11 protein-coding genes and 5 tRNA genes are annotated in these 12,845 nt (G+C 53.6%); 2 read left to right on the top strand and 14 right to left on the bottom strand.

All coding sequences use genetic code 11. The annotated features are described in order from the left end of the window. Window positions 1-42: 42 nt before the first annotated feature. The 14 genes from gshA to mltB all read right to left on the bottom strand — a co-directional run bounded on the left by gshA (window position 43) and on the right by mltB (window position 11,057). Complete coding sequence (gene gshA, locus C3432_RS13200; protein ID WP_103777081.1) at window positions 43-1,599, bottom strand: glutamate--cysteine ligase; 1,557 nt, start codon at window positions 1,597-1,599, stop codon at window positions 43-45. A 77-nt stretch (window positions 1,600-1,676) separates the two neighbouring features. After that, complete coding sequence (locus C3432_RS13205) at window positions 1,677-2,105, bottom strand: YqaA family protein (RefSeq protein ID WP_103777082.1); 429 nt, start codon at window positions 2,103-2,105, stop codon at window positions 1,677-1,679. Then, window positions 2,102-2,668, bottom strand: a complete 567-nt coding sequence (gene yqaB / locus C3432_RS13210; protein WP_103777083.1) for a fructose-1-phosphate/6-phosphogluconate phosphatase — start codon at window positions 2,666-2,668, stop codon at window positions 2,102-2,104. The genes C3432_RS13205 and yqaB overlap by 4 nt, the downstream gene beginning before the upstream one ends. A gap of 319 nt (window positions 2,669-2,987) precedes the next feature. Further along, a tRNA-Arg gene (locus tag C3432_RS13215) sits at window positions 2,988-3,064 on the bottom strand. A gap of 197 nt (window positions 3,065-3,261) precedes the next feature. Then, window positions 3,262-3,338, bottom strand: a tRNA-Arg gene (locus tag C3432_RS13220). Between the two features lie 197 nt (window positions 3,339-3,535). Beyond that, window positions 3,536-3,612 (bottom strand) — tRNA-Arg (locus C3432_RS13225). A gap of 195 nt (window positions 3,613-3,807) precedes the next feature. Next, window positions 3,808-3,884 (bottom strand) — tRNA-Arg (locus tag C3432_RS13235). 3 nt (window positions 3,885-3,887) lie between these two features. Then, window positions 3,888-3,980: transfer RNA gene (locus C3432_RS13240), tRNA-Ser, on the bottom strand. A gap of 334 nt (window positions 3,981-4,314) precedes the next feature. Further along, window positions 4,315-4,500, bottom strand: a complete 186-nt coding sequence (gene csrA / locus C3432_RS13245; RefSeq protein ID WP_000906486.1) for a carbon storage regulator CsrA — start codon at window positions 4,498-4,500, stop codon at window positions 4,315-4,317. Window positions 4,501-4,862: 362 nt separating this feature from the next. Next, window positions 4,863-7,490, bottom strand: a complete 2,628-nt coding sequence (alaS, locus tag C3432_RS13255) for an alanine--tRNA ligase (protein ID WP_103777085.1) — start codon at window positions 7,488-7,490, stop codon at window positions 4,863-4,865. Between the two features lie 130 nt (window positions 7,491-7,620). Beyond that, complete coding sequence (gene recX / locus C3432_RS13260) at window positions 7,621-8,121, bottom strand: recombination regulator RecX (protein ID WP_103777086.1); 501 nt, start codon at window positions 8,119-8,121, stop codon at window positions 7,621-7,623. A 68-nt stretch (window positions 8,122-8,189) separates the two neighbouring features. Next, window positions 8,190-9,251 (bottom strand): recombinase RecA, encoded by a 1,062-nt coding sequence (gene recA, locus C3432_RS13265; RefSeq protein ID WP_103777087.1) that lies wholly within the window; start codon window positions 9,249-9,251, stop codon window positions 8,190-8,192. An 81-nt stretch (window positions 9,252-9,332) separates the two neighbouring features. Further along, entirely contained in the window at window positions 9,333-9,830 is a 498-nt protein-coding gene (gene pncC / locus C3432_RS13270; protein ID WP_103777088.1) for a nicotinamide-nucleotide amidase, read from the bottom strand. Window positions 9,831-9,977: 147 nt separating this feature from the next. Then, window positions 9,978-11,057, bottom strand: a complete 1,080-nt coding sequence (gene mltB, locus C3432_RS13275; RefSeq protein WP_103777089.1) for a lytic murein transglycosylase B — start codon at window positions 11,055-11,057, stop codon at window positions 9,978-9,980. A gap of 254 nt (window positions 11,058-11,311) precedes the next feature. Between mltB and srlA the strand changes: the two genes are divergently transcribed. Beyond that, the gene (gene srlA, locus C3432_RS13280; protein WP_103777090.1) at window positions 11,312-11,875 is read left to right on the top strand and encodes a PTS glucitol/sorbitol transporter subunit IIC; all 564 of its coding nucleotides are present in this window, start codon (window positions 11,312-11,314) and stop codon (window positions 11,873-11,875) included. Further along, window positions 11,872-12,840 carry a PTS glucitol/sorbitol transporter subunit IIB gene (gene srlE, locus C3432_RS13285; RefSeq protein ID WP_103777091.1) on the top strand — a complete coding sequence of 323 codons (969 nt, stop codon included), beginning with the start codon at window positions 11,872-11,874 and terminating at the stop codon, window positions 12,838-12,840. Before srlA ends, srlE begins: the two co-directional genes overlap by 4 nt. Window positions 12,841-12,845: the final 5 nt, after the last annotated feature.

Genomic DNA, 12,845 nt, shown 5'->3' on the forward strand with positions numbered 1-12,845 from the left:
GATGAAATTTTGGCCACTCACGAGTGGCCTTTTTCTTTTCTGTTACGCGTGCCGGGCAAGCCACGTCGCAAACGGCTCAGTGTCCGCCGCTTCAACCTCAAGCTGGCGACGTTTTGACGCGTCACGCTCAGCAATGAAATCCTCTTCCTGCAAAAGCTCCAGCGGCTCTTCGCGCAGCAGATTCCGGTAAGCTTCACCCAACGCTTTACCGGTACCGCCAATGCCTGTATCAAGCATAGACCGCAGAATGCGCGCTGAGAACGTCAGCTCAGGATTATCAAAGCTGGCGACAAGTTCATCACACACTTTTTGATACTCTTCTCCGCCGTGAATGCTGTCCAGCGTGTGTGCCACACGCTTCAGATCGCGGAACAGATCTTTACCCACTTTCGGCAGCGGGAACTGGGCGGCCTCACAGCCAATGCCTAACGTCAGTCCCGGCTTGCGACCTTCCAGAATCACCCGATTCCAGTTGGTGCGGGTACACAGCAACTCGTCGCTGCTCATTTCAGGCGCATCGGCCAGTACACACCAGACCATAAACAGATCCAGGAAACGCACCTGCTGCTCATCCACGCCAATTGGCGAGAACGGATTAATATCCAGCGAGCGGACTTCAATATATTCGATACCGCCGCGCAGTAGCGCATCCGAAGGCGACTCCCCGCTGCGCGTTACGCGTTTCGGACGGATTGGCGCATACAGCTCGTTTTCAATTTGCAGCACGTTGCTGTTGATTTGCAGGCGTTTACCATCCTTCTCCAGCCCGATATTCGCATACTCATCAGAAGGCGTTTTAATCGCCCGCTTCAATCCTGCCACATATTCGTACAGATCGTTAAACGTGATCCCGAGATTGCTTTGCGACTTATTGGTATAACCCAGATCGCTCAGACGCAGCGACGTCGCGTACGGCAGGTAATACATCCCGCACTCCATTTTCTCAAACGGCAGCGTGGTCGGCTTACCTTGCAGGAAGGAGGAGCAGATCGCCGGAGAGGCGCCAAACAGATATGGAATGACCCAACCGAAACGGTAGTAGTTGCGAATCAGACGGAAGTAACCGGCGGATATTTTTTCCTTCGCATCTTCACCTTCAGTAACGCCGCACTTCGCCTGCCAGAACGCCATCGGCAGCGAGAAGTTGTAATGCACGCCTGAGATGGTTTGCATCAACGCGCCGTAACGATTTTTCAGGCCTTCGCGATACAGTGTTTTCAGACGACCCACGTTAGAGGAACCGTACTGCGCCAGCTCGATATCCTGGCCTTCAGCAATATAGCAAGGCATGCTCAACGGCCACATACGCTCGTCGCCCAGATTTCTGGCGGTAAAACGATGCAGGTCGCGCATGAAGGTCAGCATATGATCAATATCGCCGTCTACCGGAGTAATAAACTCCAGCAGAGCTTCAGCAAAATCGGTGGTTATCCATTTATGCGTCAGCGCTGAGCCTAACGCCTCCGGATGACCTGTTGTTGCCAGTGTGCCGTCTGCATTAACGCGCAGTGTTTCGCGCTCCAGTCCACGCTGAATCCCCTTCAGTGCCTGAGGGTGCTTTTCCAGCCAGGCCAGAGCCTGTGATACGTCCGGGATCAAATTGACCTCCCGCCTGTCAAAATCGTTTTAATCAGCATAACGGTAATGGTTACCCTAAAGGCTATTCCACAACACAATTAGTGCCACCATATCATGCCCTGAACCGTAGCCGCTGCGACAACAACATAGCGCAACGCTTTACCAAGACATAAAAAAAATATCACCGGTCCCCATGGGATGCGCATCCATCCCGCCAGCAGGCACAGCAGATCACCCACAACCGGCATCCAGCTTAATAATAGTGTGACAGCGCCATAGCGCTTCAGCCAGCCAGTGGCTTTTTCTTGCCAGCGCGATGTTTTGCGCAACGGAAAGAAACGCCCAAGGATAACGTTAGTTAACCCTCCAAGGCTATTACCCATTGTTGCTGTTAACACTAAGATCCAGGGATGACTCACCCCGGACAGTAGCATCGCCACCAAAACAACTTCAGAGTTTCCGGGCAACAGCGTAGCGCTGAGAAAACTACTGGCAAACAGGGACAGGAGTGACAGCCCGTCACTCACAATAGTCGGACATCCACAGCATCCATCCCTGCTGCGCATGCGGCCTGCAAACCGAAGTCTGCATCTTCAAACACCACGCAGTGCGCCGGTATCACGCCCATACGCTCTGCGCACAGCAGGAAGGTATCCGGAGCAGGCTTGTGACGCTGGACGTGATCGGCAGCGACGACAGCGGCAAAGTAATGACGCAGCCCCAGGTGCGCCAGCAATGCTTCTGCAATCATGCTCTCGCTTCCCGTTCCTACCGCCATCGGTCTGCGCCCATGCCAGGCTTTAACCACCTCAACCAACGGCAGAGGCTCTACGCTGTCAAGCAACATACTTTTTACAGCAATGGTTTTTTCATTTGCTAACGCGTGGGGATCAAGATCGGCATGATTGAGTTCAATGATCGACTGCGCAATACGCCAGGTTGGGGAACCATTAAGCGCCACAATGGCGTGTTCATCAAAGTGGAGGCCATAGCGCCTTGTTACCTCGCGCCACGCTTTACGGTGCGTCGGTTCGGTATCCAGGATGGTACCATCCATATCAAAAATTAAACCCGCATAACGTTCGTACATCGTCTTCTCACAAGCCGAATAACCAGACGTTACTTTATCGCAATTGTCTCTTTTTGTCGCTGGCGGAGATAATGAGGATTGTTCAGGGTGTGATGTTAAGAAGTGTTTTAAATTCGGGAAGATGGCTCACTGGCGCGTGCGATTATTACCGCCACCGGGTTCATGCCTTCAAAGAACGGAGAATATGGTGCATCCGGGAGGATGACTCGCCTTGCGGCTCGCCCTTCGGGCCGTTGCTGAAGCAACGTTATCTTCCCTGGTGCCTGCGATTACTGCCGCCACCGGGTTCATGCCTTCATTGCTGAAAGAACGGAGAATATGGTGCATCCGGGAGGATTCGAACCTCCGACCGCTCGGTTCGTAGCCGAGTACTCTATCCAGCTGAGCTACGGATGCATCGGGACTTGCTGATTTACTGCTGATACCAGGTATCGCGTCAACGCCATACTGGCTAATAGATGGTGCATCCGGGAGGATGACTCGCCTTGCGGCTTGCCCTTCGGGCCGTTGCTGAAGCAACGTTATTCTCCCTGGTGCCTGCGATTACTGCCGCCACCGGGTTCATACCTTCATTGCTGAAAGAACGGAGAATATGGTGCATCCGGGAGGATTCGAACCTCCGACCGCTCGGTTCGTAGCCGAGTACTCTATCCAGCTGAGCTACGGATGCATCGGGACTTGCTGATTTACTGCTGATACCAGGTATCGCGTCAACGCCATACTGGGTAATAGATGGTGCATCCGGGAGGATAACTCGCCTTGCGGCTCGCCCTTCGGGCCGTTGCTGAAGCAACGTTATCTTCCCTGGTGTCTGCGATTACTACCACCACCTGGTCCATACCTTCATTGCTGAAAGAACGGAGAATATGGTGCATCCGGGAGGATTCGAACCTCCGACCGCTCGGTTCGTAGCCGAGTACTCTATCCAGCTGAGCTACGGATGCATCGGAATTACTGCTTTACTGCTGATACCAGGTACCGCGTAACCGCCGTACTCAAGTAAGATGGTGCATCCGGGAGGATGACTCGCCTTGCGGCTCGCCCTTTGGGCCGTTGCTGAAGCAACGTTATTCTCCCTGGTGCCTGCGATTATTACCGCCACCTTGTCCATACCTTCATTACTGAAAGAACGGAGAATATGGTGCATCCGGGAGGATTCGAACCTCCGACCGCTCGGTTCGTAGCCGAGTACTCTATCCAGCTGAGCTACGGATGCAAATGGCGGTGAGGCGGGGATTCGAACCCCGGATGCAGCTTTTGACCGCATACTCCCTTAGCAGGGGAGCGCCTTCAGCCTCTCGGCCACCTCACCACACGCCTCTTACGAGTGCTTCGAAGAACTTGTTTCTGCTCATCGTCGCTGCGTGGCGCACATATTACTTTCTGGGACTTATAAGTCAAACAATTTTTCCTGTGCTTTTATCGTTTGCACATTTCACGCACAATTAGTCTGCTAAAACGACAAAAAGAGTGTTTTATCAACAGATAAATCGGTACCTGACGCAGGCTGAACGGCATAAGGAAAACGGTCCGGAAAGAAAAGAGAGAGAAGCAAAACAAGAGATAAAGCAGCAGAGTGCAAAAACAGGGAGGTAAAGCGGGTGATTCAGGTTGCGTCTCACCCGTAAAGGTGAGACGCAGAAACCTTAGTAACTGGACTGCTGGGATTTTTCAGCCTGAATACGCTGGTAGATCTCTTCACGATGGACAGAAACTTCTTTCGGGGCGTTTACGCCAATGCGTACCTGGTTGCCCTTCACCCCTAAAACTGTCACGGTGACCTCATCTCCAATCATGAGGGTCTCACCAACTCGACGAGTCAGAATCAGCATTCTTTGCTCCTTGAAAGATTAAAAGAGTCGGGTCTCTCTGTATCCCGGCATTATCCATCATATAACGCCAAAAAGTAAGCGATGACAAACACATTACATGTAAGCAGTCATGGCATCACATTCTGTTAAACCTAAGTTTAGCCGATATACACAACTTCAACCTGACTTTATCGTTGTCGATAACGTTGATGCAAACGCCGCAGAGCAGACTCCGCGGCGCTGGCGAACGCTTATACACTTCATCCTTCAGGCTGCCTTTTGTTGGCTGCGCTCATTCATCCCAGGCCTGTACGACTCCGACATTACGAGGGACTCATTCACTTGCCGCCGCAATGCAGCATGAATGATTTTGTGTATATATTTTATAGTTTTGCGCTGACCCAGGCTTGCACACTGGCTAACGCAGCTGGCAGAGCTGCGGCGTCCGTACCACCGGCTTGCGCCATGTCCGGACGACCACCGCCTTTGCCGCCTACCTGCTGAGCGACCATACCTACCAGTTCCCCTGCTTTGACACGGTCTGTCACATCCTTAGACACACCAGCAATCAGAGAAACCTTACCTTCAACTGCCGTTGCCAGCACGATAATGGTCGACCCCAGTTGATTTTTCAAATCATCAACCATAGTACGCAACATTTTCGGCTCAACACCCGCAAGCTCACTCACCAACAGCTTAACACCGTTGATATCCACTGCCTTACTGGAAAGATTCGCACTTTCCTGCGCTGCAGCTTGTTCTTTCAACTGCTGTAACTCTTTCTCAAGCTGACGCGTACGCTCCAGCACGGAGCGAACTTTGTCACCCAGATTCTGGCTATCGCCTTTCAGCAGATGCGCAATATCATTTAAGCGATCGCTTTCGGCATGTACGGTGGCAATCGCCCCTTCACCCGTTACCGCTTCGATACGGCGTACGCCTGCCGCGGTGCCGGATTCAGACACAATGCGGAACAGGCCGATATCACCGGTACGGCTGGCATGTGTCCCGCCGCACAGTTCGGTAGAGAAATCACCCATGCTCAGCACGCGAACGCGCTCATCGTATTTCTCACCAAACAGCGCCATTGCGCCTTTCGCTTTCGCCGCGTCAAGATCCATTACGTTGGTTTCAACGGGCAGGTTACGGCGAATTTGCGCGTTCACCAGATCTTCAACCGCACGGATTTCAGCAGGTTTCATCGCTTCATTATGAGAGAAATCGAAGCGCAGAATCTTGTCATTAACCAGCGAGCCTTTCTGCGCCACGTGTGTGCCCAGAACCTGGCGCAGCGCTGCGTGCATCAGGTGCGTCGCTGAGTGATTCAGACGGATACGCGCACGGCGAGCTTCGTCCACGTCAGCCTGTACCGCATCGCCCACTTTCAGAGAACCCGCAGAAAGTTTGCCGATATGACCAATCGCCTGACCATATTTTTGCGTATCGCTGACAGCAAACGCGAAGCCCGCGCCTTTCAGTTCGCCTTTATCGCCAACCTGACCGCCTGATTCTGCATAGAACGGCGTCTGATCCAGCACGACAACCGCATCCTGGCCCGCATTAATTGCATCAACAGCTTTGCCATCCACAAACAGCGCAGTCACTTTGCCGTTCAGCTCCAGATGGTCATAGCCTTTAAATTCAGATGCGCCATCAACGCGGATCATCGCGTTGTAGTCTGCGCCAAAACCGCTGGCTTCACGCGCACGACGGCGCTGCTCTTCCATCGCCGCTTCAAAACCGGCTTCATCCACTTTGATGTTGCGCTCACGGCAAACGTCCGCCGTCAGATCAACCGGGAAGCCATAGGTATCATACAAACGGAAGGCGGTTTCACCATCCAGCGTATCGCCGGAAAGTTTCGCCAGCTCTTCGTCCAGCAGCGCCAGACCACGCTCCAGCGTGCGGGCAAACTGCTCTTCTTCTGTTTTCAGCACCTGCTCAACCTGGGCCTGCTGACGCTTCAGCTCTTCGCCCGCGGATCCCATCACCTCAACCAGCGGACCAACCAGCTTGTAGAAGAAGGTCTCTTTAGCGCCCAGCATGTTGCCATGACGAACCGCGCGACGAATGATACGACGCAGTACATAGCCACGGTTTTCATTGGACGGCAGCACGCCATCAGCGATCAGGAATGCGCAGGAGCGAATATGGTCAGCAATAACGCGCAGCGACTTGTTGCTCAGATCGGTTGCGCCAGTGACTTTCGCGACGGCCTGAATCAGCGTGCGGAACAGGTCAATTTCATAGTTGGAGTTAACGTGTTGCAGCACGGCCGCAATACGCTCCAGCCCCATACCGGTATCCACGGACGGTTTCGGCAGCGGCTCCATTGTACCGTCAGCCTGGCGGTTGAACTGCATGAAGACGATGTTCCAGATCTCAATATAGCGATCGCCATCTTCTTCCGGGCTTCCCGGAGGGCCACCCCAGATATGGTCGCCGTGATCGTAGAAAATCTCGGTGCACGGACCGCAAGGACCGGTATCCCCCATCTGCCAGAAGTTGTCAGAGGCATACGGCGCGCCTTTGTTGTCGCCAATACGAATGATACGTTCGCGCGGAATGCCGACTTCTTTTTCCCAGATTTCATAGGCTTCATCGTCGGTTTCGTAGACGGTGACCCACAAACGCTCTTTCGGCAGGGCAAACCAGTTATCACCGGTCAGCAGTTCCCACGCGAACTGGATAGCATCATGTTTGAAATAGTCGCCGAAGCTGAAGTTGCCCAGCATTTCGAAGAAGGTATGGTGACGCGCAGTGTAACCGACGTTTTCCAGATCGTTGTGCTTACCGCCCGCGCGTACGCAACGCTGGGAAGTGGTCGCGCGGGAATAATTACGCTTATCGAGCCCAAGGAACACGTCCTTGAACTGGTTCATCCCGGCGTTGGTGAACAGCAGAGTGGGATCATTGTTTGGTACCAGGGAGCTGCTGGCAACTACCTGATGTCCTTTACTATGGAAAAAATCGAGAAACGCCTGACGGATCTCAGCGGTGCTCTTGCTCATAATTATCCTGAAATCAAGCTAACGAAATATCATTACCAGCATCAGCGCTCATATACCCTGCCCGGCTGGCAATTGAAAAAGTGGGAATAAGATAAGTTTTCTTCACGGGGAAGTAAAATCCCGTATGCAGTCAATCTTCAAAATTTCGCCATATGTCCTGGATATCCTCCATCAGATACCCGCGATAAAGCAAAAATTGCCGGACTTTTACCTTTTCTGAAAAGGTTGAGGGTAACGGCTCGCCGAACTTCCGCATGGCCCGTTCGCGCGCCAGAACGCCCCAGTCAATATCACATTCACGCATCGCTTTCTCAATGGCTGCCCGTGCAATGCCTTTCTGATTTAGCTCCTGCCGAATACGTGCCGGGCCATAACCTTTACGACTTCGACTGGCAATTAAGCGCACGACAAAGCGGTTATCATCCAGATAGTTATGCTCGTAGCACCAGGCGATAACGCGATCATAATCCTCTGGCGTTGCATCCATCTCTTCAGGCCCGTTTTTCCCCATGACCGGGGCGGACAGCTTGCGTCTGAGCTCCTGTTCACTGTGGTCGCGCACCGCCAGGATGCGAACAGCGCGATCTAACAGACGGGAATATGCGGGTCGGCGCGGTGTCGGTTGACTCATACAAAACCTGTTGCGGTTAAAAAGCAAAAGGGCCGCATAAGCGACCCTTGGGGGATTAAAGCAGACTATCAGAAATCTTCGTTGGTTTCCGCAACGCCTGCGCCATCATCAACGGAGAAATCCGGTGTGGAATCCTGGTTGCTCAGCAGCTGCTCACGAACCTTTTTCTCGATCTCTTTCGCCGTCGCCGGGTTATCTTTCAGCCAGGTCGTCGCATTCGCTTTACCCTGACCAATCTTCTCACCGTTGTAGCTGTACCAGGCACCCGCTTTTTCAATCAGCTTCTCTTTCACGCCCAGATCGACCAGTTCGCCATAGAAGTTGATGCCTTCACCGTAGAGGATCTGGAACTCAGCCTGTTTAAACGGCGCCGCGATTTTGTTCTTCACAACCTTCACGCGGGTTTCGCTACCGACAATGTTATCGCCCTCTTTCACCGCGCCAATACGACGGATGTCCAGACGAACGGATGCGTAGAATTTCAGCGCGTTACCACCGGTAGTGGTTTCCGGGTTACCGAACATCACGCCAATCTTCATACGGATCTGGTTGATGAAAATCAGCAGCGTGTTGGACTGCTTCAGGTTACCGGCCAGCTTACGCATCGCCTGGCTCATCATACGTGCCGCGAGGCCCATGTGAGAGTCGCCGATTTCGCCTTCAATTTCCGCTTTCGGCGTCAGCGCCGCAACGGAGTCGACAACGATAACGTCAACGGCACCTGAACGCGCCAGCGCGTCACAGATTTCCAGCGCCTGCTCACCGGTATCCGGCTGAGAGCAGAGCAGATTGTCGATATCGACACCCAGCTTGCGGGCATAAATGGGATCCAGCGCGTGTTCCGCATCGATAAACGCACAGGTTTTACCTTCACGCTGCGCGGCGGCAATCACCTGCAGAGTCAGGGTCGTTTTACCGGAAGATTCCGGCCCGTAGATTTCGACGATACGGCCCATTGGCAGACCGCCTGCACCCAGTGCGATATCCAGTGAAAGCGAACCGGTGGAGATCGTTTCCACATCCATAGAACGGTCTTCACCCAGGCGCATGATGGAGCCTTTACCGAATTGCTTTTCGATCTGGCCCAGCGCTGCCGCCAACGCTTTCTGTTTGTTTTCGTCGATAGCCATTAATTACTCCTGTCATGCCGGATAAAACCGGATAGTGAATTCTGTACTGTTGAGGCAATTATACTGTATAGTCATACAGTATCAAGCCTTTTGTAGAAATTGTTGCCACAGGGTCTGTAACGCATAAGCGGTTGCCTGTCGACGCACCGCATCGCGGTCACCACGGAAGCACTCCCGACGGGTGATCCCTTCTCCATTTGCGCAGGCAAAAGCAAACCAGACGGTACCCACGGGCTTTTCTTCGCTGCCGCCATCCGGCCCGGCGATGCCGCTAACAGAGAGAGCGTAATCCGCTCGCGCCGCTTTTAACGCGCCGATGGCCATCTCAACCACCACCTCTTCACTCACCGCGCCATGCTGCGCCAGCGTCTCTTCACGTACGCCAATCATTTGCGCTTTGGCTTCATTGCTGTAAGTCACAAACCCGCGCTCAAACCAGGCGGAGCTCCCGGCGATATCGGTAATGGATTTCGCCAGCCAACCGCCGGTGCAGGATTCGGCAGTCGTCACCGTTGCTCCGCGCGCTTTCAGCGCCAGCCCCACCTGCTCGCTTAACTGCATCAGTTCACTGTCAGTCATTTCAGCCTCTGTCAGTTAAAAAAATATGCCGGACAAGATAGCACTTTCCTGACAGAGATGGGGATGAGGTCACAATTTTACGAGGAGGATTCAGAAAAAACGTTGGGGAGACGAAGGGAGGTCACGGCCTCCCTTCATCAGCATACCTTATTGTACGCGCGCCAGTGCAACAGCCTGACCAAGCTGCCAGACCGCCATCGCATAATGCGTACTGTGGTTATAGCGGGTAATGGCGTAGAAGTTCGGTAAGCCGTACCAGTACTGATACCCCGTTCCGATATCCAGACGCAGCAGGCTGGCCTGCTGATGGTTACCCAGCGATTGCTGCGGCGTGAGTCCGGCAGCGGCAAGCTGCGAGACACTGTATTGGGTTTTGAAGCCATTCGCCAGCCCCGACGTCTGACCGTTCGCCATCACCGCTACCGCGTCGCCTTTCACCCAGCCGTGCGCTTTAAAATAGTTCGCCACGCTGCCGATGGCATCAACAGGATCCCACAGGTTGATGTGTCCGTCGCCGTTGAAATCCACCGCATATTCTTTGTATGACGACGGCATAAACTGACCATAGCCCATCGCTCCTGCGAAGGAACCTTTCAGATCCAGCGGATCGTCCTGTTCGTTACGCGCCATCAGCAGGAAGGTTTCCAGCTCACCGGAGAAATACTCTGCCCGGCGCGGATAATTAAACGACAGCGTCGCCAGCGCATCCAGAATGCGCGTTTTCCCCATGACGCGGCCCCAGCGCGTTTCCACACCAATGATACCGACAATAATCTCAGGCGGTACGCCGTATACCTGCCACGCGCGGTTCAGCGCATCCTCGTACTGATTCCAGAACGCCACGCCATTTTGCACGTTATCCGGGGTGATGAACTGCTTGCGATAGCGCAACCAGGCGCCGTTCGGTCCGGCTGGCGGCTGAGTGGTTGGCGCCTGACGATCCATCAAACGCAAAACATAATCCAGCCGTTTCGCCTGCGACAGAATCTCCTGTAGCTGCTGACGATCAAAGCCGTGCTTGCTCACCATTTTATCAATGAACTGCCGGGCATTCGGGTTACTGGCGAAGTCGCCGCCCATCTGCATCACATTATGCTGCGGCTCAAGCAGGAAGCCGCCCGTCGGCGTCCCTGTGGTCGTTTGACTCTCTGCGGGTTTCGGCTTGCTGCTACAGGCGGCAAGCAACACAAAAAAGGGAAGTAATGCTACATAACGACGCTTGAACATGAGACATCCATTAAACAAATTCAGCCAGAGCAATTATGGTAAAGCATCCGCCGTCACACAAGGAAGCAGTAGTCACTCTCTCTGACCGAATTTATGCCTCCCGTTATTCAAATCTCCGTTTCCCACCTGTAAACTTTCACTTTAAAATATTTATCTTTCATTTTGAGATCAAAATAACACTTTCATATCTTTCAATGTGATTAAAATATTGTACCGTTTAGCAAGATAACAATAAGTTCCTACAGGAGAGAACAATGATTGAAACCATCACACAGGGTGCAGAGTGGTTCATCGGGCTGTTCCAGAAGGGCGGAGAGGTGTTTACCGGCATGGTGACCGGCATTCTCCCGCTACTGATTAGCCTGCTGGTTATCATGAATGCGCTGATTAATTTCATCGGCCAGCAGCGTATTGAACGTTTTGCCCAGCGCTGCGCCGGAAACCCGTTATCCCGCTACCTGCTGCTGCCGTTCATCGGAACATTTGTTTTTTGTAACCCGATGACCCTGAGTCTGGGTCGCTTTATGCCAGAGAAGTACAAGCCAAGTTATTACGCTGCGGCGTCCTATAGCTGCCACTCAATGAACGGGCTGTTTCCGCATATCAACCCCGGCGAGCTGTTTGTTTATCTGGGTATCGCCAGCGGTCTGACAACCCTGGGACTTCCTCTCGGCCCACTCGCAGTGAGTTACCTGCTGGTCGGTCTGGTCACCAATTTCTTCCGTGGCTGGGTAACGGACCTCACGACCTCACTCTTTGAGAAAAAAATGGGGATTCAACTTGAGCAAAAAGTCCATCTGTCAGGAGCGACATCATGACGCGTATTCGTATTGAGAAAGGCACCGGTGGCTGGGGCGGCCCGCTGGAACTGGACGCGACTCCCGGAAAGAAAATTGTCTACATCACTGCCGGAACGCGGCCTGCCATTGTCGACAAACTAGAACAATTGACAGGCTGGCAGGCGGTGGATGGATTTAAGGAAGGCGAACCGCCAGAGGAGGAGATTGGCGCCGCGATTATCGACTGCGGCGGCACGCTACGCTGCGGTATCTATCCAAAACGCCGAATTCCAACCATTAACATTCATTCGACAGGGAAATCGGGGCCGTTGGCGCAGTATATCCTGGAGGACATTTATGTCTCCGGGGTGAAGGAAGATAACGTCAGCATTGTGGGTGAGGCATCAGCCGCACCGCAATCTGCCGCCAAAACCGGGCGCGATTACGACACCAGCAAAAAGATCACCGAACAAAGTGACGGCCTGCTGGCGAAAGTCGGTATGGGTATGGGTTCGGCCGTGGCGGTGCTGTTTCAGTCTGGTCGCGACACCATTGATACGGTGCTGAAAACCATTCTGCCGTTTATGGCATTCGTTTCGGCGCTTATCGGCATCATCATGGCCTCCGGCCTCGGTGACTGGATCGCCCACGGTCTGGCACCGCTTGCCAGCCATCCGCTGGGCCTGGTAACGCTGGCGCTAATCTGCTCATTCCCGCTGCTGTCGCCCTTCCTCGGCCCTGGCGCGGTGATCGCGCAGGTTATCGGCGTACTGATTGGCGTCCAGATTGGTCTGGGTAATATCCCTCCCCATCTGGCGCTGCCCGCCCTCTTCGCCATTAACGCCCAGGCCGCGTGCGACTTCATTCCGGTTGGTCTGTCGCTGGCAGAGGCCCGCCAGGATACGGTCCGCGTTGGCGTGCCTTCCGTACTGGTTAGCCGCTTCCTGACCGGGGCGCCTACCGTGCTTGTTGCCTGGTTTATTTCTGGTTTTATTTATCAATAAGAGGT

The organism is Citrobacter amalonaticus (genome assembly GCF_002918555.1).
GTDB classification, from domain to species: domain Bacteria; phylum Pseudomonadota; class Gammaproteobacteria; order Enterobacterales; family Enterobacteriaceae; genus Citrobacter_C; species Citrobacter_C amalonaticus_A.